At 62.3% G+C, this 21,222-nt stretch carries 20 protein-coding genes; 11 read left to right on the forward strand and 9 right to left on the reverse strand.

From position 1 onward, the window contains the following. The first annotated feature begins 35 nt into the window (after positions 1-35). A complete protein-coding gene (locus C8D92_RS08695; RefSeq protein ID WP_095611396.1) occupies positions 36-650 on the forward strand; it encodes a Yip1 family protein in 615 nt (204 codons plus the stop codon). A gap of 17 nt (positions 651-667) precedes the next feature. Here the strand turns inward: C8D92_RS08695 and C8D92_RS08700 are convergent, their stop codons facing one another. Then, positions 668-1,339, reverse strand: a complete 672-nt coding sequence (locus C8D92_RS08700; protein WP_116919110.1) for a TetR/AcrR family transcriptional regulator — start codon at positions 1,337-1,339, stop codon at positions 668-670. A gap of 80 nt (positions 1,340-1,419) precedes the next feature. Between C8D92_RS08700 and C8D92_RS08705 the strand changes: the two genes are divergently transcribed. From C8D92_RS08705 to C8D92_RS08715, 3 genes are read left to right on the forward strand one after another with little or no spacing between them, the layout of a single operon-like run. Continuing rightward, entirely contained in the window at positions 1,420-2,277 is an 858-nt protein-coding gene (locus C8D92_RS08705) for an SDR family NAD(P)-dependent oxidoreductase (RefSeq protein ID WP_116919111.1), read from the forward strand. Positions 2,278-2,328: 51 nt separating this feature from the next. Then, positions 2,329-3,252, forward strand: coding sequence for a ferritin-like domain-containing protein (locus tag C8D92_RS08710; protein WP_116919112.1), 924 nt, complete (start codon positions 2,329-2,331; stop codon positions 3,250-3,252). Between the two features lie 10 nt (positions 3,253-3,262). Beyond that, the gene (locus C8D92_RS08715) at positions 3,263-4,750 is read left to right on the forward strand and encodes a flavin-containing monooxygenase (protein WP_116919113.1); all 1,488 of its coding nucleotides are present in this window, start codon (positions 3,263-3,265) and stop codon (positions 4,748-4,750) included. On the opposite strand, the gene C8D92_RS08720 is transcribed toward C8D92_RS08715, so the two are convergent. Then, entirely contained in the window at positions 4,714-7,299 is a 2,586-nt protein-coding gene (locus C8D92_RS08720; RefSeq protein ID WP_116919114.1) for an EAL domain-containing protein, read from the reverse strand. The genes C8D92_RS08715 and C8D92_RS08720 overlap by 37 nt on opposite strands. A 191-nt stretch (positions 7,300-7,490) precedes the next feature. On the opposite strand from C8D92_RS08720, the gene ilvD reads away from it, so the two are divergent. The 4 genes from ilvD to C8D92_RS08740 are packed head-to-tail and all read left to right on the forward strand — an operon-like array spanning position 7,491 to position 11,066. Beyond that, positions 7,491-9,167 (forward strand): dihydroxy-acid dehydratase, encoded by a 1,677-nt coding sequence (gene ilvD, locus C8D92_RS08725; RefSeq protein ID WP_116919237.1) that lies wholly within the window; start codon positions 7,491-7,493, stop codon positions 9,165-9,167. 12 nt (positions 9,168-9,179) lie between these two features. Then, the gene (locus tag C8D92_RS08730; protein WP_116919115.1) at positions 9,180-9,644 is read left to right on the forward strand and encodes a CopD family protein; all 465 of its coding nucleotides are present in this window, start codon (positions 9,180-9,182) and stop codon (positions 9,642-9,644) included. Between the two features lie 7 nt (positions 9,645-9,651). Continuing rightward, positions 9,652-10,563: a D-alanyl-D-alanine endopeptidase gene (gene pbpG / locus C8D92_RS08735; RefSeq protein ID WP_116919116.1), complete on the forward strand. Its 912-nt coding sequence runs from the start codon at positions 9,652-9,654 to the stop codon at positions 10,561-10,563. Further along, a complete protein-coding gene (locus C8D92_RS08740) occupies positions 10,560-11,066 on the forward strand; it encodes an asparaginase domain-containing protein (RefSeq protein ID WP_228151202.1) in 507 nt (168 codons plus the stop codon). The genes pbpG and C8D92_RS08740 overlap by 4 nt, the downstream gene beginning before the upstream one ends. A 144-nt stretch (positions 11,067-11,210) precedes the next feature. Here C8D92_RS08740 and C8D92_RS08745 read toward each other — a convergent pair whose 3' ends face one another. From C8D92_RS08745 to C8D92_RS08755, 3 genes are read right to left on the reverse strand one after another with little or no spacing between them, the layout of a single operon-like run. Continuing rightward, a complete protein-coding gene (locus tag C8D92_RS08745) occupies positions 11,211-11,918 on the reverse strand; it encodes a pseudouridine synthase (RefSeq protein ID WP_095611405.1) in 708 nt (235 codons plus the stop codon). A gap of 2 nt (positions 11,919-11,920) precedes the next feature. After that, entirely contained in the window at positions 11,921-12,955 is a 1,035-nt protein-coding gene (locus C8D92_RS08750; RefSeq protein WP_116919117.1) for a metal-dependent hydrolase, read from the reverse strand. A 60-nt stretch (positions 12,956-13,015) separates the two neighbouring features. Continuing rightward, positions 13,016-13,690 carry a class II aldolase/adducin family protein gene (locus tag C8D92_RS08755; protein ID WP_243402409.1) on the reverse strand — a complete coding sequence of 225 codons (675 nt, stop codon included), beginning with the start codon at positions 13,688-13,690 and terminating at the stop codon, positions 13,016-13,018. A gap of 216 nt (positions 13,691-13,906) precedes the next feature. Here C8D92_RS08755 and C8D92_RS08760 point away from each other — a divergent pair, with 216 nt between their 5' ends. From C8D92_RS08760 to C8D92_RS08770, 3 genes are all read left to right on the forward strand, one after another. Next, the gene (locus C8D92_RS08760; protein ID WP_116919118.1) at positions 13,907-14,641 is read left to right on the forward strand and encodes a substrate-binding periplasmic protein; all 735 of its coding nucleotides are present in this window, start codon (positions 13,907-13,909) and stop codon (positions 14,639-14,641) included. Positions 14,642-14,702: 61 nt separating this feature from the next. Continuing rightward, positions 14,703-16,226 (forward strand): methyl-accepting chemotaxis protein, encoded by a 1,524-nt coding sequence (locus C8D92_RS08765; RefSeq protein ID WP_116919119.1) that lies wholly within the window; start codon positions 14,703-14,705, stop codon positions 16,224-16,226. 73 nt (positions 16,227-16,299) lie between these two features. Continuing rightward, positions 16,300-16,698 (forward strand): acyl-CoA thioesterase, encoded by a 399-nt coding sequence (locus C8D92_RS08770; RefSeq protein ID WP_116919120.1) that lies wholly within the window; start codon positions 16,300-16,302, stop codon positions 16,696-16,698. A 170-nt stretch (positions 16,699-16,868) separates the two neighbouring features. On the opposite strand, the gene nudE is transcribed toward C8D92_RS08770, so the two are convergent. The 4 genes from nudE to phoB all read right to left on the reverse strand — a co-directional run bounded on the left by nudE (position 16,869) and on the right by phoB (position 21,129). Next, complete coding sequence (gene nudE / locus C8D92_RS08775) at positions 16,869-17,423, reverse strand: ADP compounds hydrolase NudE (protein WP_116919121.1); 555 nt, start codon at positions 17,421-17,423, stop codon at positions 16,869-16,871. Further along, positions 17,424-18,614, reverse strand: coding sequence for a lytic murein transglycosylase (locus C8D92_RS08780; RefSeq protein WP_116919122.1), 1,191 nt, complete (start codon positions 18,612-18,614; stop codon positions 17,424-17,426). 327 nt (positions 18,615-18,941) lie between these two features. Beyond that, positions 18,942-20,252, reverse strand: a complete 1,311-nt coding sequence (gene phoR / locus C8D92_RS08785; RefSeq protein WP_095611306.1) for a phosphate regulon sensor histidine kinase PhoR — start codon at positions 20,250-20,252, stop codon at positions 18,942-18,944. 184 nt (positions 20,253-20,436) lie between these two features. Next, positions 20,437-21,129: a phosphate regulon transcriptional regulator PhoB gene (phoB, locus tag C8D92_RS08790; RefSeq protein ID WP_095611305.1), complete on the reverse strand. Its 693-nt coding sequence runs from the start codon at positions 21,127-21,129 to the stop codon at positions 20,437-20,439. Positions 21,130-21,222 lie beyond the last annotated feature (93 nt).

Consider the following 21,222-nt stretch of genomic DNA (forward strand, 5'->3'; position numbering starts at 1 on the left):
ATAACAACTCAGCCATAACACAAGAGAGGCCTGCGATGCTGCTCAGACACGCCTTCGGTATGTTCACGCACCCGGACAGCGAGTGGGATTCCATTCGCCGGGAGCATGAGAAGCCGATTTCGCTCTATATCGGTTACGTACTGACGCTGGCCGCCATTGGTCCGATCTGCGGCTTTATCTCAACCGCCTATTTCGGATGGTCAATTGATGGGGAGCGGGTGATCAAGCTGACCGAAGTCAGTGCCGCGCAGCTGAGCATTCTGTCTTACCTGGCGATCCTCGTCGGGGTGTTCGCGCTGGGATGGGCCATTGACTGGATGGCGAATACCTACGGCGCGCGCAGTGAAGAGGACAAGTCCAACGGCATGGCGCTGGCCGCCTACGCCGCAACGCCGCTATTCCTGTCGGGCTTCGCCCTGCTGTACCCGGTACCCTGGTTCAATGCCTTGATTATGCTCGTGGCCGCCGCTTATGCCGGCTACTTGATCTATGACGGTCTGCCGATCGTTTTGGGAATCCCGAAGGATCAGGCCGTGTTCTATGCCGGTGCCATCCTGACCGTAGCGCTGGTGATTCTGGTGTCCACCCGGGTGGGATCGGTCCTGCTATGGAACGTTGGTTTCGAACCGGTTTTTATTGAGGCCGGGTGACGACACCTCCCGATGGTTTATTGTTCCCGATCGGAGCCGGTCTCGTCCGGCTCCTTTGCTCTCAGGTGTTCCTGCGTGGCATTGGCCATGGCGATCTCCCGCTCCGTGTAATGGCCCACCATCCGGGCCAGGCCCTCCACCAGCTGATCGAAGGTGATCGGTGGGCTTGGGTCCGACAGATGGCGGACCACCGCAAATATCCCCCCGTGGATCATGATGTAGCTCATGGTCGGAATGTCCCGCACCCGCAATGTGTCCGGGTGGTTCATTAGATACTGCGTCACCAGTTCAGACAGCGTCTGTTGCAGTGGGTCGATATAGCGCTCGAAGTCCAGCGTCATGGCGTATTGGATGCAGCTGAGGTAGCGACCATCGTTTTCCTGGAGAAACGTCCGGAAGCTCTCCAGCATGTGGCGGACCGCGTCCCTGATCGGCATCCGAACAAGGGTGGCGATCTGAGGGCGGATCAGCGCCACGGTATCGGCCACGAACCGCTCCGACATGGCGCTGAAGATCGCCTCTTTATTCTCGAAGTACTCGTACAGGGACCCCACACCAACGCCCGCAATATCAGCGATCTGGCGAGTGGTGATCGTGGCGGGTTCGCGCTCGGCCATGGCAATGAATCCTGCCTCGATGATGGCATTGACCGTGGCCTGTGAGCGTTGCTGTTTGGGCTTTCTGGGCATGATTTATCCGAATTGAATCCGAACAAGCGTTCGCTTTATTGTCGATATCAGTGGCACGAACGTCAACGGGATCAATCACTATGTTTGGAATTACCTCGACAAACCGACTCAGCCACGGTGCGAGAGCGGTCGTTACAGGCGCCGGGTCTGGTATTGGCCGGACCTTTGCGCTGGAGCTGGCACGGCGTGGCGGCGCGGTGTTGTGCTCGGATATCAACGAGGAGACGGTCAACGACACGGTCGAAGCCATTCGCCGTGAGGGTGGCGAGGCCTGGGCGACGACCTGCGATGTCAGTCGTTTGACGCAGGTTCAGCAGCTGGCCCGTGAGGCGGAGAAGGTGCTTCCCGGACCGGTTGATCTGGTGGTGAACAATGCGGGGGTTGGCGTTGGGGGCGACACCATCGGCTCGACGCCCATCAAGGACTGGAAATGGACCCTGGGGATTAACCTGTGGGGCGTCATCCACGGTTGCCACGTATTCACGCCCATTCTGCGTGAGAACGGCCGCGGCGGCATTATCAATGTGGCGTCCACGGCGAGCTTCTCCGCCGCACCGCTGATGGGGCCTTACAACGTCAGCAAGGCCGGCGCCCTGGCGCTCAGCGAAACGCTGGCCGCCGAACTGGCGGACACCGACGTGGCCGTGACGGCGCTTTGCCCCACGCTGGTGAAGACCAACATCAAGGCCAACGGCCGCATCACCGGCGATTCCGGGACGCTGTTCGACAAGCTGATGGACCGGTTCGGTATGGCGCCGGAACGGGTCATCCGGGACACGCTCTCGGCGCTGGACCGTGGCGATCTGTATGTGATGCCGCAGATCGACGCCAAGGTCATCTGGCACATCAAACGATGGACGCCGCGCACCTACTCGCTGGCCACGGGTCTTATCCATCGTTTTGCCGTCAGCCGGCTCAACCCGGCCTCAGCCGAGTAACCTGCACCGGCTCCTGACGGGGCCATCCGATCGACGCTGAAGGAGTCCGACATGGCGAACATCGATCTCGACACCATGCTCGACAAGGTCCGCAACACTCAGTGGGCCCTCGCCGATATCGACTGGGACAAACCCGGTGCCGAGCGCATTACGGCCGAACAGTGGCCCAAGCTCAAGGCCTTCATGTCCGACCTGATGTGGATCGAGCACGTCGGCGCCCGGGGCTTTGCAGCCATGGCGCGCAAGGCGGAAAGCGACACCCTCCGGGAGCTCTACACCTGGTTCCATGCCGAGGAGCAGCGCCACGCCAACGCGGAAATGGCCCTGATGCGCCGCTGGGGGATGCTCGAAGGCGACGAGTTGCCGGAGCCGAACATCAATCTGCGCCTGACCATCGAGTGGCTGGATCGCTACAGCGATGACATGCCCCTGGAGGTGCTGGGCTCGGTGATCCCGATGCTGGAGATTGCCCTGGACGGCGCGCTCCTCAAGTTCCTGCTTGAGGAAGTGGACGACCCGCTGTGCCATGAGGTCTTTGAGAAGATCAACGCCGATGAGGCCCGTCACCTTGGCGTGGACTTCCACGTCATGGAGCTGCTGGGCAGGGGTAAACTGCATCAGCTGGCCATCAAGGCCATCGGGACGGTCGGGAATCCCAAGCTGATTCTCGGTGTGCTCGCCTACGCGCCGCTGCTCAACCGCATGCGTGACAACATCGTGGCCATGGGCCTGAAGGAAGAGCGTCTGTACGAGGCCATGAACAAGTACGAGCGCATTGGTGGGCGGACGAAAGAAGGCCGTCGCAACCCCTGGTTCCAGATCATCAGCCAGCACGGCAAGATGGTGGTGAATCGCAATCATCCCTACCACAAGCCGGTGGACGCGCTGGTCAGCCTGAGCAACTACATCCCGGCGAAAGCGCTGGGTCCGGTGCCCACCTGGGTCGAGAAACTCACCTGGCGGCCGACGGCCTGAGGAGGATTGGATGAGCAACACCGACACACCGATCCATCAGGTTCTGATTGTCGGCGCCGGATTCTCCGGACTGGGGACGGCGCTCCGTCTCCAGCAAAACGGCGTTGATGACGTGGTGATTCTTGAGCGTGCCGCCGACATTGGCGGCACCTGGCGGGACAACACCTATCCCGGCGCCGCCTGCGACATCCCGTCGAACCTGTATTCCTTCTCGTTCGCCCAGAACCCGCGCTGGACGCGCAGTTACGCGGGCAGCGACGAGATTCGCGACTACATCCACTGGCTGGCGGAGGAATACGATCTGCGTCGCCTGGTGCGCTTTAACCGGTCGGTGACGGGGCTGAGTTATGACAACGCCTCGGGGGTCTGGACGGCAACGACCGAAGAGGGCGACACCGTGCGGGCCCGCTCGGCGGTGATGGCGCAGGGGCCCCTGTCGAACCCGAGCTTCCCGAACATTCCCGGGCTGGAGCGCTTCCAGGGCAAGACCATTCACAGTGCCGACTGGGATCACGACTACGACTTTGAGGGCAAAGCCGTCGGCGTGATCGGGACCGGTGCCAGCGGGGTGCAGATTGTGCCCGAACTGGCGAAACAGGCGAAAAAGCTTCGGGTGTTCCAGCGCACCCCCTGCTGGATTCTGCCGCGTCTGGATTTCCGTAAGCCGGACTGGCAGAAAGCTGTCTTCCGCAAGCTGCCCGCGGCCCAGTCCGCGGTTCGCAACGGTCTGTTTCTGGCTCATGAGTCCATTGCGACCGGCATCATCTGGGACACACCGGTGAATGGGGCGCTTGAGACGCTGGCGAAGGCACATCTGCGTCACCAGGTGAAGGACAAGTGGCTGCGTCGCCAGCTGACGCCAGACTTCAAGCTCGGCTGCAAGCGGGTGCTGATGTCCAGCGATTTCTACCCGGCGCTGCAGAAGGACAACACGGAACTGATCACCTGGCCGATCGCGAGCATCAGTGAGAATGGGGTCCGGACGGGCGAGGGCATTGAGCACCAGTTTGACTGCCTGGTCTTCGCGACCGGGTTCTCCGTGCCCAACAGCGGCACGCCGTTCCCGGTATACGGCCTCAACGGCCGGGAGCTCGGTCAGGAGTGGCGTCGGGGTGCCCAGGCGTACAAGAGCATCAATGTGTCCGGCTATCCGAACCTGTTCATGATTTTCGGGCCCAATTCCGGTCCAGGTCATAACTCGGCGCTGGTCTATATCGAGTCGCAGATCGAGTACATCGTGAAGGGCGTGACCACCCTGCGGAGTCTCGGCATCAAGGCGCTGGATGTGAAGGACGACGTGCAGGCGACCCACAATCGCCGCCTGCAGAAGCGTCTGGCGAAGACGAACTGGAACTCGGGCTGCAAAAGCTGGTACCTGACTGAGGATGGCTACAACGCCACCATGTATCCGGGATTTGCCAGTCAGTACGCCCGCCAGATGAAACATCTGGAGCTGCGCGATTACCGGTTGCTCAGTGGCTCCGGTGCGCCCCAGTAGAAGCCCTGACCCATGAGACCCGGGAATCGCCGCAGCCAGTCGGCGACTTCCCGGTCTTCCACGCCCTCCACCACCACCTGAAGGCCGAGTGCGTCGGCCAGTTCCACGGCGCTGAAGAAGACCCGCTGGCGGGGTTCGCTGTGGGTGATTCCGGCCAGGAAGCTGCGATCAATCTTCAGTTCATCCAGCTCAAAGCTGGCCAGCGCGCCGAGGGACGAGTAGCCGGTGCCAAAATCATCGAGGGCAATCCGAAAGCCCTCGTCGCTCAGGGCGCTGATGACGGTTCGTGCCCTCGCCTCGTCGGTCATGGCGGCGGTTTCCGTGATTTCGAGGATCAGCGCGCCCGGTGACACGCCGTGACGCCGCACGGTGGCCAAGGCCTGTTCGACGAAACCGGACTCGCCCAGATCATGGGCCGAGATATTGACAGCCACCCGCGTCTGATCGCCGAATCGCTGTTTCAGCGCGGCCAGATCGAAGGCGGCGCGATCCAGCGCCCATAGCGTCACCTGATGAATCGCCCCCAGCTTCTCGGCGACCGGGATCCAGTCCGCCGGTGAGACCGCACCGAAATCGGGGTGCTGCCATCGAATCAGGGCTTCGCAGGCCACCACATCACCATTGCTGATGCGAACCTTGGGCTGATAGTGCATCTCAATATCGCCCGAGTTCAGTGCGTGGTCCAGATCCAGCATCAGCAGTTGCTGGTCATTGTGGCGGTCGGCCGTCGCCGGATCGTAGAACGTCAGAACGTCGGTTGGGTTGAGACTGGCAAACCCGGCCCGGGAGAGGATGTCCGAGGCGATGTGCCCATGCTCCGGGGCCAGGGCGACGCCAATCGACGGATTCCAGCTGAAGACATAGCGGCCGCTGGTGAAATCGGCGTGAAGCCAGTCGGCCAGTGAGTGCCAGAACGTGGCATCCTGGGGAAGGGCGCGAATGGCGAAGGCGTGACTCGACGCGTCCAGCGTTGCGATGGTGGCGTTTTCGATGCGCAGCAGATGGTCGCCCAGCTGTCGCTCCAGAAAGTCGGCGAAGCGCGTTACGTAGGCACGCAACAGTTGTTCGGCATGGCGATAGCCCACGGCCTGTTCAATTTCGTAGTAGCGCCCCAGACGGACCCAGACGACCGCATAGGGCGATTCCTCCGGGTTAAAGGTCGCCAGCACATCCTCGAAAACCGGGCGGTTGGGCAGGCGGGTGACTCGATGGCTTCGCAGCAGTCGTTGATAGTCGTCTTCAAGGCGGTTGCGGAGGGTCTGTTCCTGTCGGGCGGCCCGATGGAACTGGCGGCGTTGCTGTCGCTCCAGAACAAAGCGATGGATGAGCAGTACGGTCAGTACGAGATTGGCGACGACCGCGCCAATGGAAAAGCCGGAGTTGGTCAGTGTGTTGACCGGAAGCCAGCCGATGGTGCGAAGCGACGATACCGCCGCACCGACCATCAGCGTGAGGATGACGATCGCCATGTAGCGGGCGTTGAGATCGTGCCCTGCCCGTTGGGCAGACAGCCCCAGAATCAGCCCGCAGCCGGTGAGGCCGAGGACCAGCATGGACCCCTGGCCGGGAAACGACAGGCCCGCGAGCCGCGCCCCCATGATCACGAGCGCCGCGACGGAAAGCCCGTGCATGAGTGTCGTCGTCGGTCCGCGCAGAGACAGAACATGCCGGCTGAACTGGGAGACCGCAATGAGGCACAGGGGCAGCGTTACGCTGGTCAGCGTGTTGATGCCGGGCCATTGCGGCCAGAGTAACCACAGTCCGAAGCCGCTCAGGACCAGTTCATTGTGGAACGCGCTGAGCAGCAGCACCGTCAGCCAGCTGATTCCCTTCCCCCGGAACAGGAACGTGAACAGCAGGTTCAGCAGCATCGTCAGGACCAGGGAGCCGACGATCAGGCTCTGCCAGGTCAACACCTTGCCGCTAACACCGGCCAGCTCCCATGCACTCTGTATCGAGACGGGAAGCATCAGTGGGCCATTGTTGGTCACCTCGAACAGCAGTGACACGCTGGTCTGGGGCGGCACCGTGACCGGCCAGACCCAGAACGGCAGATCCAGAATGCGATTGCCGCCCGGATACTGGTCGCCCATGGTCCGCATTGGCAGCGGGCGACCATCGCTGTGGTTGATGCGGACCGGCCTAATCTGGTCCAGGAACGGGGCGGGCACCACCACCCAGCGCTGAATCGCATCCTGGCGAGTGTTTCTGAACGTGGTCCGGAACGTGACCGGGCCGGTCAGGTACCCGAGCCCTGACCAGTTGGATGCCGTCCCGGACCAGCCCTCTGACAGGGCACTTCCACCGCTCAGAATTTCCGCGAGCGATTGTTTGCGATATTCTGTCGACTCGTACTGCATCGGCCAGGCGCTCTGATCGGGCGCGGCGGGCAGGACTGTGATGGCATCGGCCGGACCTCTCAGTAACAACGCGCCCGCCACAAGCGAGAGCGCCATGAATAGCAGAGGGCCCCAGATGCTGGCCAGAAACGGAGCGAGTTTCCCCGGCACTCGGCGTGGCGGTTGGGCCGGCGTGTCCTTTGATGGCATGTCGATTCCTTTGGGGGTGGTGCCGCTGTTACGTTCTGGTTACATGCGGAAATGTTATGTAACATGATGATTTCGCTCATATTTTAATTTATTTTTCATTATTTTGCACTTTGCGGCTCCGGCAAACATAACGCCTTGTCATGAAAGGGGCTATGGCCGGGGACCAACAGAACAATGAGGGAGATGAGGGAATGACCGACGACAAACGACGCCGTTATTCGGCGCCCGTCGTGGATGGTGTGGGCAAATCCGCGAGCCGCGCCATGCTCCGGGCCGTGGGCTTTCAGGATGAGGATTTCCAGAAGCCGCAGGTGGGCATCGCGTCGACCTGGAGCATGGTGACCCCGTGCAACATGCACATCGATGGCCTGGCCACCGAGGCGGGCGCCGGTGCGGATGAAGCCGGCGGCAAGAGCGTGATCTTCAACACCATCACGGTGTCCGACGGCATCGCCAATGGTACCGAGGGCATGAAGTACTCGCTTGTTTCCCGGGAAGTGATTGCCGATTCCATCGAGACCACGGCGGGTTGTGAAGGCTTCGACGGGCTGGTGGCGATTGGTGGCTGCGACAAGAATATGCCGGGCTGCATCATGGGGCTGGCGCGTCTCAACCGGCCGTCGGTATTTGTCTACGGGGGCACGATTCAGCCCGGTGAGAACCACACGGACCTGGTGTCGGTGTTTGAAGCCGTCGGCGCGTATGCCAAAGGTGACAAGAACCTGATCGAGGTCAAACAGATCGAGGAAACCGCGATCCCGGGGCCGGGTTCCTGTGGCGGGATGTATACGGCCAACACCATGGCGTCCGCCATTGAAGCAATGGGCATGAGTCTGCCGGGCAGTTCGGCCCAGAACGCGGTCTCGGACACCAAAAAGGCCGATTGTGAGGCGGCCGGTCGCAAAGTGCTGGAGTTGTTGGACAAGGACATCAAGCCGTCGGATGTCATGACCCGGGAGGCCTTTGAGAACGCCATCACCGTTGTGATCGCGCTCGGGGGGTCGACCAATGCCGTCCTGCACCTGATCGCGATGGCCAGCACCATTGGCGTCGAGCTTTCCCTTGATGACTTCGTACGGATCGGCAAGCGGGTACCGGTGCTGGCGGATCTTCGTCCCAGCGGCCACTACATGATGTCCGAGCTGGTGGCGATTGGCGGCATCCAGCCGCTGATGAAGACGCTTCTGGACGCTGGCCTGCTGCACGGGGACTGCCTGACCGTCACTGGTAAGACGCTGGCGGAGAACCTCGCGGATGTCGCCCCCTATCCCGAGAATCAGGACATCATTCACGCGCTGGACAACCCGATCAAGTCGGACAGTCATCTGCGCATTCTGTATGGCAATCTGGCACCGACCGGCGCCGTCGCCAAGATCACCGGCAAGGAAGGCACCTACTTCACCGGCCGGGCGCGGGTGTTTCACTCAGAGGAGGAAGCCCAGGCGCGGATCATGGACGACACGGTCGTTGCCGGCGATGTCATCGTCATCCGGTATGAGGGGCCGAAGGGCGGTCCCGGCATGCGCGAGATGCTCACTCCCACCTCCGCGATCATGGGCAAGGGCCTTGGAAACGACGTGGCGCTGATCACGGACGGGCGCTTCTCGGGTGGCAGTCACGGGTTCGTGGTCGGGCACGTGACCCCGGAGGCCTCGGAAGGCGGTCCCATCGCGCTGGTGGAAGACGGTGATGAGATCACCATTGATGCCGAATCCAACACCATCACCCTGACGATCAGTGAAGAGGAGATGGAAAAGCGCCGGGACCGCTGGCAGCCCCCTGAGCCCAAGTATCGCCGGGGTGTGCTGGCCAAGTACGCACGGTTGGTGAATTCCGCGTCGGAAGGCGCGGTGACGGACGATTTTTAACGGAGTGGACGTATGAGTCTGATGATCGCCCTGCACACGCTGGCGGCCGTCATCTGGGTCGGTGGCATGTTCTTCGCGTATGTGGCCCTGCGTCCGGCGGCGGTTCAGGTTCTGGAACCGGAGCAGCGTGCGCTGCTCTGGTGCCATACGCTGTCGCGATTTTTTCGCTGGGTCTGGGCATCGGTGGCCGTGCTGCTGGTGACCGGTTTCGGGATGATCGGGATGTATTATGGTGGTATGGATCAGGTCGGCTGGTATGTTCACGTCATGCTGGGGCTGGGCATTGTGATGATGCTGCTATTCCTGCACATCTGGTTCGCCCCGTATCGCCGGCTCAAGCAGGCGATCGAGGGTCAGGACACGCCGGAAGCCGGTCGCCGGGTCGGGCAGATCCGGTTGTTCGTGGCCATCAATCTGACGCTGGGGCTGGCGGTGGTGCTGATCGCCTCTGGCGGCCGGTATCTGATGATCGGGTAAGCAGACGATGTGTCAACGATGGATTGAATGTCTGATTCTGCTGTGCGCCATGGCCAATGTGCACGCGGCGCCGGATCCAGAGGGTCTGGAACTGGCCTCGGTGAACGCGGCGGTGGCGCCGCTGGAGGGCGACACAACATGGTACAGCAAGCATCCGGAGCGCTCCGTACCGATCGCCTCCATCACCAAACTGATGACGGCGTTGGTGGTGCTTGAGTCCGGCGAGCCAATGAACGAATGGCTGGAAGTCTACGAACGTCACCGCGAGGCGCCCAACAACGCCTATTCACGCATTCGTATCGGCTCCGAGCTTCAGCGCCGGAATATGCTCCGGCTCGCGTTGATGTCGTCGGAAAACCTGGCGGCCTACACGCTGGCGCGCCATCATCCGGGCGGATTCGAGGCCTTTGTCGCGGCCATGAACGAACAGGCCCGGGCACTGGGGATGGATCAGAGCCATTTTGTCGAGCCGACGGGGCTGTCGCCGCGGAACCGCGCTTCGGCTGACGATCTGGTGGCGCTGGTCCGGGCCATCTGGCAGCATCCGGAACTGCGGGAGCTGACGGCCACCGGTTACTACACGGCGCGTTTCCGGGAGCCCCGTTACAACCTGCGTTACGGTAATACCAACGTGCTCGTCCATCGGGGGCGCTGGGATGTGAAGCTCACCAAGACGGGGTACCTCTCCGAGGCTGGGCGGTGCCTGGTGATGGTGTCGATGATGCAGGGAGAACCGGTCATCACCGTGCTACTGGACTCCTTCGGCACCCGCACGCCGATTGGCGATGCCGGACGGGTGCGTCGCTGGCTCAAGATCGGGCAGGGCGGGGCCATTGCCGATGCAGCGCGACGCTATGAGAAGCAGCGTAACCGGGAATACCAGCAAGTCAGTCGGAGCGACGCGGCGCCGGAGTCATGATGGATCAAACCCCTCTGCTGGTCCTGACGATCGGCGGCACGATTGACAAAATCTATTCCGACGCCCTGAGTGCCTTCACCACCGGCGAGAGCGAGTTCCCGCGTCTGGCAGAGCAGGTCGGGCTGCAGTGCCCCTATCGTCTTGAGTCGGTGTTGAGCAAGGACAGTCTGGAGATGACGGACGACGACCGTGCTCTTCTGCGTGAGCGTGTTGCGGGCGCATCGGAGTCCCGCGTACTGGTGACACATGGCACCGATACCATGACCGATACGGCGCGGGCGCTGGCTCCGTTGCCGGACCGGACCATTGTGCTCACCGGCGCGATGCAGCCCTCGCGCATGCGGGAGTCCGATGCGGCGTTCAATGTCGGCTTCGCGCTTGGCGTTCTTCAGACTCTCCCGCCCGGTGTCTACATCGCCATGCACGGTCGCGTGTTCTCGCCGGACGCGGTTCGTAAGAACCGGGCGGCGGGGCGGTTTGAAGGATCGTCTGAAGGCCATTGACGGGATTGAGGCATTGGAGGCTGGCCAGACGAACCGGGCCGGGGACGGGCTTTGAAGAGACGCGCCACCTGTAGGCTCCACTGCGGCCGTCCGGGCCGCAGAGGGTCTTTCAAAGCCCGTCCCCGGCCCGGTTCTGATCGGGTGTTACCCGTTGCCCGGTTCCGCCAGTCTGTGAACCTCCTCATCCGACAACGCCCGGTGATCTCCCGGCGCCATTCCCGGATCCAGGGCCAGATCGCCGATCCGCTCCCGGTGCAGCGCCACCACCCGGTGACCCACCGCCGCCAGCATCCGTTTCACCTGATGATAGCGCCCTTCGGTGATCGTCAGACGCAGCTGGCTCTCGGCCACGGGCTCCACGGAAGCGGGCACGCTGGGGGCCTTTTCCCCATGCAACAGAACCCCGTCCCGGAGTGTCTGCAGTGCCGCGTTATCGAGCGGGTCGGCCACCGTCACGTGGTAGGTCTTCGGACAATGGAATCGTGGCGACATGACCCGATGGGACCACTGACCATCGGTTGAGAGCAGCAGCAGACCTGTCGTGTTGCGATCCAGCCGGCCGACAATGCGCAGGTCGGCACAGTCCGCCGCAGGTAGCAGATCCAGCACCGTGGGGTGCTCCGAATCCGTGGTCGCGCTCACTACGCCCTCCGGTTTGTGGATCATCAGGTACCGGTGGCCTGGCAGGGCCTGAGGTTCGCCATCCAGTGTGATCCGGGCGTTGGCATCCACGTGGGTGGCGGTCTTCTTCCACCGCTGGCCGGCCATGGTCACGCGCCCGCCACGAATGGCGATCTTGGCCTGTTTGCGGGACAGCCCGGCGCTGCGGGTCAGGAACTGATCCAGTCGCATGGTCAACAGGGCTCCACGTTGCGGACGGCGGCTGGTTGCCCGGCAAGGCACAGGGCGCCGGTATCGCCACCGATGCGGCGAACCAGGCTGGTCAGCTGATCCGGGCGCAGGGCGGGTTCCGGCCGTCGGATGGGCCGCACAGCACGCCAGTGGCCGTCATCGGATCGGCGCGCAATCGTAAACGCGAAGGGGTGATGGCCCGGCACACCCAGTCGGATATCCGTGGCGACCAGCTGGTCGCCATCGACGGACCAGTCAATCACGCCGTCGGTGAACCAGTGCAGGCGCTCGCCATCCGCCGTTGCCAGCGCTGAGGAGGCCAGCGCCGGGTCCCGCAGGTAGGTGGCAATCTGCGGTGGCCCTTCGGAGTCCAGCAGCCCGGTCACCATCTCCAGACGTCGGTCCTCGCCCACCACCGTGACCCGCCAGAGCAGCGTGCTGAGCGGCATGGGCTGAATCAGGCGTGGGGCGTCCGTCAGGCCATTGTCTGCCAGGACCTGCAGCGTTCGGAGGGTAATCACCTGCTGGGCCGCGACACTCCACGCAATGTAGGCCGTGGACAGAACCAGCGACGCCACCACGGGCCTGAGGCGATCCGGTCGCCAGAGGAACAGTCCGATGCCAATCAGTAACGGCACGGTATAGGCCGGATCGATAATGAACAGACTGGCGATCGAGACCGGCTCGCCCCAGGGCCAGAAAATCTGGGTGCCATAGGTGGTGAACGAGTCCAGCAATGGATGGGTGAGCAGCACCAGCCCCGTGCAGGCCCACCATCGCCGGAAGGGTATGGCGGGTCGCCATCGCCAGAGCAGGGCGGCCAGAACGAGACTGAAAGGCAGCAGGATGAACAGCGAGTGGCTGAACCCCCGGTGGCGGGTCATGTCGGCGACGGGGTCGCCATAGTCCACCACAACATCGAGGTCCGGGACGGTGCCCAGCATGGCCCCGACCAGAACGGCTTTGCGCCCAAACGAACGACCGAGCACCGCGCCGCCAATGGCACCGCCCAAAGCGGCCTGTGTGATGGAATCCATAGTGTGTCGACTGTTGGCTGCAGATCAGCAGGCATTATGCCTGCGTTGACAGGGTCGACACTACTGTTCGTCACTGGCCTGGGCGTTTTCCCGGTAGCTCCCGAATTTGTCGAGCACGGCGTCCATCTCGTCGTCGGACAGCAATACCGGCTCGCCTACCGTCAGCGCCTGGGCGTAGCAGCGGGCGAGGTTTTCCACCTCCATGGCGAGATCCAGTGCCGCATCCAGTGAGCCCGCCAGAGCGATCTGGCCATGGTTGGCCATCAGGCAGGCGTCGCGGTCCCGGACGGCGTTGGCGATATGATCGGCCAGTTCATCGGTGCCGAAGGTTGCATAAGGCGTGCAGGGGATGTCTTTGCCGCCGGCCACGGCCACCATGTAGTGAAAGGCGGGGATAGCCCGGCGCAGCGATGCCAGCGTGGTGGCCCAGGGGGAGTGGACATGCACCACCGCCTGGGCATCCGGGCGCTGGCGGTAGATCGCGGCATGGAATGAACGTTCGCTGGAGGGCTTGAGCGGTCCCTGATAGTGACCGTCCAGATCCGTCGCCACCACATGCTCCGGGGTGATCTCATCGAAATGGCAGCCTGAGGCGGTGATCAGCATGCCGTCGCCGTAACGCACACTGACATTGCCCGACCGGCCCTGATTCAGGCCCTTGCGGTTCATGGCACGGGCGGTTTCGACGAACGTGTTTCGGAGCGCATCCGGTGAAATTGAGTGTGAGGCAGTCAAGGCGATCTCCGGTTGTGTCGGTCAGGTCATGACAGGATAGCGGAGTCAGGCCCCTGACTCAGCCTGTCCGGGAACGTTACCGCACGGAGACGCTTTGTAAGCGGTTGTTACGCAAGGCTGCATTGGAGGGGTATCGTGATTATGCTTGCCGCGACTTTCGCGCACGGCCCGTTCTCACGCGGGCTGTGCCGTTTTTTGTGACCCAGAGGTATCCCTATGCGACATGTACTTTTGACCGCGGCCATTGTTATCGGCTCGCTGTTCGCGTCCGCCGGTGTCCAGGCGGAGACCGTTCGTCTCACGTCGCTGGAATGGCCCCCGTATTCCGGCGCTGATCTACCGAACCAGGGTGCGTCCATCGCGGTTGCCAAGGCGGCATTCGAGGCGATGGGCCATGAGCTGACGGTGGATTTCTATCCCTGGTCCCGGGCGGTGGCGCTGGCGAAGCGCGACGATCAGTACGTCGGCTACTTCCCCGAGTATCACTACGAGAGCGATGAGTTTGTGTTCTCGAATGTGATGGGAACCGGTCCGATGGGCTTTGTGGAGCCGAGCGACCAGCCAGTGGCCTGGGAAACACTGTCTGACCTCACCGATGCGCGCCTGGGCGTGGTTCAGGACTACGTGAATACCGCCAAGCTCGACCAGATGATCGACGACGGCCAGATCAATGCCTCGGCGGTCGCGTCCGACCGGCAGAACGTCCTGAAGGTGGCGGCCGGTCGAATCGATTTGGCGGTCATCGACAGCAACGTTCTCACGTACCTGCTGGAAAATGACGAGCGCGTTTCCAGCGTTCGGGACAAGGTGCAGATGAACGACAAGCTGCTGGTGACCAAGAAGCTGTACGTGGCGTTCCGCAACAACGCCGATGGGCGCCGCTGGCAGGACATCTTCAACAAGGGGCTGAAGAAGATCGACGTCAAGGCGATCATGTCCCGCAATATGTAAGTCGTGTGGGGCGGCAGATCATGGCCGCCCCATAGAGATTGGGCCGAGTGTCGGTGAGTGTATGACATCATCCAGGACAGGGTCGCTGTCCCTGCGTTTCAATCTGCTGGCGGTCTCGCTGATCACCGTCCTGCTGGTCATCAGTGGATTCGTGGACTACCGGCTGAGTTCCAGCCAGTGGCGTGCGTCAGTCGACAGTCAGGTGTCCGACCAGGCGGGCTTCCTGTCGTTGTCCCTGCCGGACGCGCTCTGGAACTTCCAGTCCGAGACGGTCCGGAAAATCCTGCGTTCGGTTGTGAACAGCCGGGTTATCGAGGCCGCCTATATTCTTGAAGAGGGCGACCTGACCTATGCGATGCGTCAGGACGGCGATGAGATCCGTCCTGTTGAGGAGATGCCCGAAACAACCGGTATGACGGACATCCCACTCAATCATGATGAAGCCGACGAGACCATCGGCACGGTGTTCATCGACAAGAACGATGCCTACCTGTCCGAGCGTCTGAGCAGCGTCACCAATCTGGCGATTGCGCGAACGCTTGTTCTCGGCCTGGCATTGGCGATGATCCTGTACGTGTTGTTGCTGCTGCTGGTAAAGCGACCAATTGTCACGCTCCGGGAGGCCATGGCCGATATGGCTCAGGGGGAGGGGGATCTGACCCGGCGTCTGTCGGTGGACCAGAACAACGAAATTGGCGAGCTGGTCAGCTACTTCAACGAATTCATGGCGAAGCTGCAGACGTCCATGCAGGCCGTCGGCTCGGTGGCCGAGCGGGCGGGAGCGGCCGTGAGCAGTCTGGAGTCGGCCTTTGAAAGAAGCCGATCCCTGGTTTCCGACCAGGAGCAGGAGGTGGAGTCCATCACCGCCGCCGTGACCGAAAGTTCGACGGCCAGTCAGGAAGTCGCCCAGAACGCCCTGTCCACATCCGGGGCGGCGTCGGATGCCCAGCAGAATGCGGAAAACAGTCGCGATGCGATGGACGGTACGGTTCACAAGATCCAGTCGCTGGCGGCGCAGATCGAGAGCACATCCCGTGCCATGGCCGGTCTGCAGGAGGAAGTGGACAGCATTGGAGAGATCATGACCGTGATCAGTGGCGTCGCCGATCAGACCAACCTGCTGGCACTGAATGCCGCCATTGAGGCCGCGCGGGCCGGAGAACACGGGCGTGGTTTTGCGGTGGTTGCCGATGAGGTTCGCACGCTGGCGGCCCGCACTCAGGAGAGCACCCAGGAAATCGGCGAGAAGATTGAGCGGCTCAAGGCCAGCGCCAGTGACGGGGTTTCAGTCGCACAGCAGGCCAGAAGCCTGAGCGAGGACAGCGTCGCGAGCGTCGGTGAGGCCCAGAACAGTCTATCCGTTGTCTTCGACGCCATCCGTCAGATCAATGACATGTCCACGCAGATTGCGACGGCGGTGGAAGAGCAATCCCAGGTCAGTCATGAGATCAGTCAGAATCTGCATCGGCTGTCAGATCTGTCCCAGCAATCCAGTGAACAGGTGGATCAGGCCTCAGAGACCAGTGCCGAGGTCGGCGAACAGACGCGGGCGCTGAACACCCAGCTCGCCGGATTCCGTTACTGACCGGAGGGTGCCGGGAGCCCGTCGATTTCCGGTAGACTGGGGGTTTTGTTTAGCATGCAAATGGGAGCCTGCCATGTTTGAGTACGAGATCGAGCCGCGCTTTAACGACACCGATGCGTTGGGCCACATCAGCAATACCGCCTTTCCCGTCTGGTTCGAACAGGCCCGGATGCCCATCTTCCGCCTGTTCCATCCTTCTCTCGATGTGGAAAGCTGGCCGCTGATCCTGGCGCGTGTGGAGTTGGACCTGAAAGCGCAGACGTACTGGGGCAGCCCGGTCACGATCCGCTCAGGCATCGGCCGGGTCGGAACGTCGTCCTGCGAGGTGATCCAGGAGGCCTGGCAGAACGGACGCGAGGTGGCCCGGGGGCGCGGGGTGCTGATCCACTTTGACTACGACAGTGAGCAGTCCATCCCCATTCCGGACGATGTCCGGGCACGCCTGGCGGAGCATCCGGTTGATAGTGCCTGAAAAGGGCCGGTCCCATGCACCGTGGTTGCGAGCAAAGACTGGTCGCCCTGGGCGGGCGACTCCGAAGTCGGAGACATCGGCTACATGTTCAACGATGGCCTATTGCAACCCCCTCTCAATGCACGGCTACACTGGGTTTGCAGCGCCCTCTCGATTTCCGGTGACGCCGGTCAGGCACCACGCTCTTTGTGAAGCGCATCCCGCGCCATGTAGAGGGCGGCGATCACCCGCGCCTCGGTCATGTCCTGGCGCTGGACCAGTGAGTCCAGTTCGGACAGGCGCCAGGTCAGTACCTCCAGCGGTTCCGGTTCGTCGCCGGGACGGCTTTCTTCGTAAAGGTCCCGGGCGAGCACGACCTTGATGTGATGGCCCATGTAGCCTGGCGAGAGCGTCATCTGTTTCAGGAAGGTCAGTTCCCGGGCGCCGTAGCCGGCTTCCTCCATCAGCTCCCGGTTGGCCGCTTCGCGCCAGTCTTCGCCATGCTCGTAGGCGCCCTTGGGCAGGGTGATCTGGTATTCCTCGACCCCCGCACCGTACTCCCGGATCAGCACGACCCGGTCGTCATCCAGCATCGGCACACACATGACGCCGGCAATCGGCGGCGTGCGTAATCGCTCGAACTCCCGCTCTTCGCCGTTTGCGAAGCGCAGATGGACCCGCTCAATCCCGAACAGGCGGCTGCGGGTGACCAGTTGGGTGTCCAGGATCTCCGGTTTCGTTTCCATTCAGGCGTCGTCCTCGGCCCTGTTCAAGGCGATATTGAAGGCGTCCAGTACGGTCGGCGACAGGTGTCCGTCGGCAATGTGTCCGTGATCTTTTTGCCAGGCCCGGACAGCACCGCGGGTGGCCGGACCGGGAATCCCGTCCGGTTCACCGGCATCGTATCCGCGTTCGTTCAGGCGGGTCTGCAACGTCACGACCTGATCCCGGCTCAGCCTGGGGCTGTCGTCGGGCGGCGTTTGCTGCAACCGACCGGCGCCGGCAATGCGATCGGCCAGGTGACCGACGGACAGTGCGTAGTACTCGGACTGGTTCCACCCCATGATGACGTGGAAGTTGTCATAGACAAGAAAAGCTGGGCCTCGATGGCCGGAGGGTACCAGCAGGGAGGCCTTGATCTCTGCACGGGGCAGCGGTGTGTCGAAAGCCGTGCGCACCCCCTGGTTTCGCCAGAACGACAACGGTCGCGGTTTGTCGAGCCCGGCGACGCTGTAGTCGAAATCGTCCGGGAGACGCACTTCGCGGCCCCAGCGATAGTCGCCATCCCAGCCCATGGCGGCGAGAAAGTGTCCGGCCGACATCATCGCATCCGGCAGGCTGTGCCACAGATCCCGGCGACCGTCGCCATCGGCGTCCACCGCGTGCTTGAGGAAGACGCTCGGCATGAACTGGACGTGCCCCATGGCGCCCGCCCATGAGCCTTCCATCTCAGACGGCGCAATCGCCCCCTCGTCAATGATCTTGAGTGCCGCCATCAATTCACCGGTGAAATAGTTGGCGCGCCGGCGATCACAGGCGAGCGTGGCCAGCGCGCTCGGCACCGGCATTTTCCCGAAGTAGCTGCCGAAGTGGGTTTCCATGCCCCAGAAGGCGACCAGGTAGGGTGCGGGCACGCCGGTTTCCCGCTCAACCCGCTGTAACAGGCCCCGGTGTTCGGCCAGCAGCTCACGCCCTTTCTCGACCTTGCTGTCGGTGACCCGCCGTCCAAAATACTCGGAGAACGGGGTGGTGAACTCCGGCTGACGCCGGTCCAGCTCGATGACCCGATCCAGCTGCCGGATGTCGCCAAATACGGTGTGTCGTGTGTCGGCGCTGATGCCCTGTTCGCCGGCCTGCGCTTTCAGGTCGGAGAGGCATTGGTCAAAGGCGCGTTCCTGAACATCCGCAGTGGCGGGAAGTGCCAGTGCGCAGAACATGGCAGTCAGGGAATAGCGAAGCCCCAGGAGTCTGCGCGGTAGCCATCGTGCCAGGCGAGATCGTCCCACTGCGAGGCCATTTTGACGGTCGCTTGAGGCGCATAGTGGTTCTTTGTAAGGACAATGAGCGCTCAAAAGGGACCGCGGTGGGGCGGTCGCAGCGGTGCGACTTTCTATCGCGCAGACTCCTTGGGTCACAGTCAGGTCCTCTGTTGGTCTGGATGCCGGCCAGTGGATGGCCGGCGCCGCCGCGTGGCAGTCTTCCGGCATATTAGCCGGTTTTATCGCCCGGAAAACAGGGGGCGACGTCGTCACATTCCCGTCTTGCTATGCGGCTTCCGGCGATTCGGTAATCCGCCGGCGCGGAAAGTGGCAGATAAAGGTGCTCCCTTCGCCGGGATGGCTGGTGATTTCCAGTTGACCATCGTGATTGAGCAGCACGTGTTTGACGATGGCCAGACCGAGACCGGTACCGCCCGTGTCCTGATGACGGCTGGGATCGGCCCGGTAGAACCGTTCCGTCAGACGGGGAATGTGGATGGGATCAATGCCGATACCGCTGTCGGTGACGGACAGGTGCGCGCCGTCCCGGTCGGTCACCCAGTGAACGGTGATGAGGCCGCTGTCCGGGGTGTATTTCACCGCATTGAATACGATGTTGGAGAAGGCACTGCGGAGCTGCCCTTCATCGCCGTAGAGGAAGTGACGGTCGTCGATGGACAGCTCGATCTGGTGTGCGCGGTCGCCGCTCAGCGCGCGCGCGTCCTGACAGATCTGCTCAAGCAGCTTGCGGACGTCGGTGATTTCGTCGTCCATCTGGTGCTCGTCGGTTTCCAGTCGGGAGAGCAGCATCAGGTCTTTGATCAGCGCCTCCATACGACCGGCCTGACGGTTCATTGTCTCCAGTGGTCGGCGCCATTTGGGGGCGACATCATCGACACTGTCGAGGAGCGTTTCCAGATAGCCATTCAGGACCGTCAGCGGGGTGCGCATTTCATGGGATACGTTACTGACGAAGTCCCGTCGCATCTGTTCGAGTTGCGTAAGACGGGTGACGTCCCGGGCCACGATCAGGCGGTCGTCGTCACCGAAGAGGCTGATCTGGATCTGCAGATGGATGTGCGGTTTCGCCGGGGAACGGATCGACAGGGGCTCGCGGTAGTTCCGGTTGTCGAAGTAGGTCTTGAACTCCGGATGGCGAAGAAGGTTGTGCACCGGTTGGCCCAGATCGGTATCGCGGCGGAAACCAAGCAGATACTCCGCTGCGCCATTCCACCATTCCATGGTGCCGTTGGAATCGGTCATCACGACCGCTTCGCGCATGGCGTTGGTGGATTCCTGAACCCGGTTCAGCTGGGTCTGGAGGCGATCGCGCAGACGCAGGTGTTTCTGGTGGAGTCGGTGCAGGCCATCGAACAGGTCGCCCCACAGTCCCACGCTGCCCGGCGCCTCAACATAGTGGTCGGGATTGGAAAGCCAGGTGTGAAGGCGCCGGATCTGCACCAGCGTCCAGCTGAAGTATGCCGCCAATCCCAGTAACAGCCCGACGAGCGGGTACCCCATCCAGGCCCCGAACAGCAAACAGGCAAGGAGAAAAAGGAGAATCAGCCGCAGATAACGAGACCAGCTGTAGTGCATGGCTCCTTCCAATGGTTCGCCCGGGGGAGGTCTGAAACGTCCCTGCTACGGCGAATGTCTTCGTTGTGCGGTGGGCGAGTGCAAACACTCCGCGACGAATCCGGTACGCCCCGCTTTCTGCGCTCCGTACGCCTCGACTGTCACCGCATCAGGGACTGTTTCAGAGGTTCCCTCGTGATCCGTGTCAGGCGGCCTGGGTTGAGAATCGGTAACCCGCGCCCCGAACGGTCTGAATGAGGTGATCGTAGCGCTGTCCCAGTGCCTTGCGCAATCGGCGGATATGGACATCCACCGTGCGCTCCTCGACATAGACGTTGCCGCCCCAGACCTGATCCAGAAGCTGTGCCCGGGTGTAGACCCGTTCCTGGTGCGTCATAAAGAACTGGAGCAGGCGGTACTCCGTTGGGCCCATGTCCACGGGGCCCTCCGGCGTGCTGACCCGGTGGCTGCCGGGGTCAAGATACAGCCCGTCCACTTCCACCGGTGTTTCGACACCGGGTGGCGTGGTCCGTCGCAGAACGGCCTTGAGGCGTGCGACCAGCTCACGGGGCGAGAACGGCTTGGTGATGTAATCATCCGCGCCCGAATCCAGACCCTGGATCTTGTTGTCCTCTTCCACCTTGGCCGTCAGCATGATGATCGGGATCTCGGCGGTCGTCTCGTCCTTCTTGAGACGGCGGGCCAGCTCAATACCGCTGGTACCCGGCAGCATCCAGTCCAGCAGGATCAGGTCCGGCTGGCGGTCCACCACCATGGCGTGAGCCTCACGGGCATCCCGGGCCTCCAGGTAGTCGTAGTCCGCCATCTCCAACGCCACCGCGATCATTTCCCGGATGGCCGGTTCGTCATCGACAATCAGTACGGTTTTTCCGGGCATGGCTCTTTTCCTTTGTCATATCCCCGTTGCTGTCAACATTACACGCCAGGGACATGACAGTAATATGACACGGTCAGGAAGGACACCGTGCCC

The organism is Tamilnaduibacter salinus (assembly GCF_003096655.1).
Lineage (GTDB): Bacteria > Pseudomonadota > Gammaproteobacteria > Pseudomonadales > Oleiphilaceae > Tamilnaduibacter > Tamilnaduibacter salinus.

Excerpts from the sequence above, each read along its gene's own strand:
- C8D92_RS08710 (WP_116919112.1), top strand. The coding sequence starts at position 2,329 with ATGGCGAACATCGATCTCGACACCATGCTCGACAAGGTCCGCAACACT.
- C8D92_RS08770 (WP_116919120.1), top strand. The coding sequence starts at position 16,300 with ATGTTTGAGTACGAGATCGAGCCGCGCTTTAACGACACCGATGCGTTG.
- C8D92_RS08765 (WP_116919119.1), top strand. The coding sequence starts at position 14,703 with ATGACATCATCCAGGACAGGGTCGCTGTCCCTGCGTTTCAATCTGCTG.
- C8D92_RS08780 (WP_116919122.1), bottom strand. The coding sequence starts at position 18,614 with ATGTTCTGCGCACTGGCACTTCCCGCCACTGCGGATGTTCAGGAACGC.
- C8D92_RS08715 (WP_116919113.1), top strand. The coding sequence starts at position 3,263 with ATGAGCAACACCGACACACCGATCCATCAGGTTCTGATTGTCGGCGCC.
- C8D92_RS08740 (WP_228151202.1), top strand. The coding sequence starts at position 10,560 with ATGATGGATCAAACCCCTCTGCTGGTCCTGACGATCGGCGGCACGATT.
- C8D92_RS08750 (WP_116919117.1), bottom strand. The coding sequence starts at position 12,955 with ATGGATTCCATCACACAGGCCGCTTTGGGCGGTGCCATTGGCGGCGCG.
- C8D92_RS08730 (WP_116919115.1), top strand. The coding sequence starts at position 9,180 with ATGAGTCTGATGATCGCCCTGCACACGCTGGCGGCCGTCATCTGGGTC.
- C8D92_RS08700 (WP_116919110.1), bottom strand. The coding sequence starts at position 1,339 with ATGCCCAGAAAGCCCAAACAGCAACGCTCACAGGCCACGGTCAATGCC.
- C8D92_RS08705 (WP_116919111.1), top strand. The coding sequence starts at position 1,420 with ATGTTTGGAATTACCTCGACAAACCGACTCAGCCACGGTGCGAGAGCG.
- phoB (WP_095611305.1), bottom strand. The coding sequence starts at position 21,129 with ATGCCCGGAAAAACCGTACTGATTGTCGATGACGAACCGGCCATCCGG.
- nudE (WP_116919121.1), bottom strand. The coding sequence starts at position 17,423 with ATGGAAACGAAACCGGAGATCCTGGACACCCAACTGGTCACCCGCAGC.
- phoR (WP_095611306.1), bottom strand. The coding sequence starts at position 20,252 with ATGCACTACAGCTGGTCTCGTTATCTGCGGCTGATTCTCCTTTTTCTC.
- C8D92_RS08745 (WP_095611405.1), bottom strand. The coding sequence starts at position 11,918 with ATGCGACTGGATCAGTTCCTGACCCGCAGCGCCGGGCTGTCCCGCAAA.
- C8D92_RS08695 (WP_095611396.1), top strand. The coding sequence starts at position 36 with ATGCTGCTCAGACACGCCTTCGGTATGTTCACGCACCCGGACAGCGAG.
- ilvD (WP_116919237.1), top strand. The coding sequence starts at position 7,491 with ATGACCGACGACAAACGACGCCGTTATTCGGCGCCCGTCGTGGATGGT.
- pbpG (WP_116919116.1), top strand. The coding sequence starts at position 9,652 with ATGTGTCAACGATGGATTGAATGTCTGATTCTGCTGTGCGCCATGGCC.
- C8D92_RS08760 (WP_116919118.1), top strand. The coding sequence starts at position 13,907 with ATGCGACATGTACTTTTGACCGCGGCCATTGTTATCGGCTCGCTGTTC.
- C8D92_RS08720 (WP_116919114.1), bottom strand. The coding sequence starts at position 7,299 with ATGCCATCAAAGGACACGCCGGCCCAACCGCCACGCCGAGTGCCGGGG.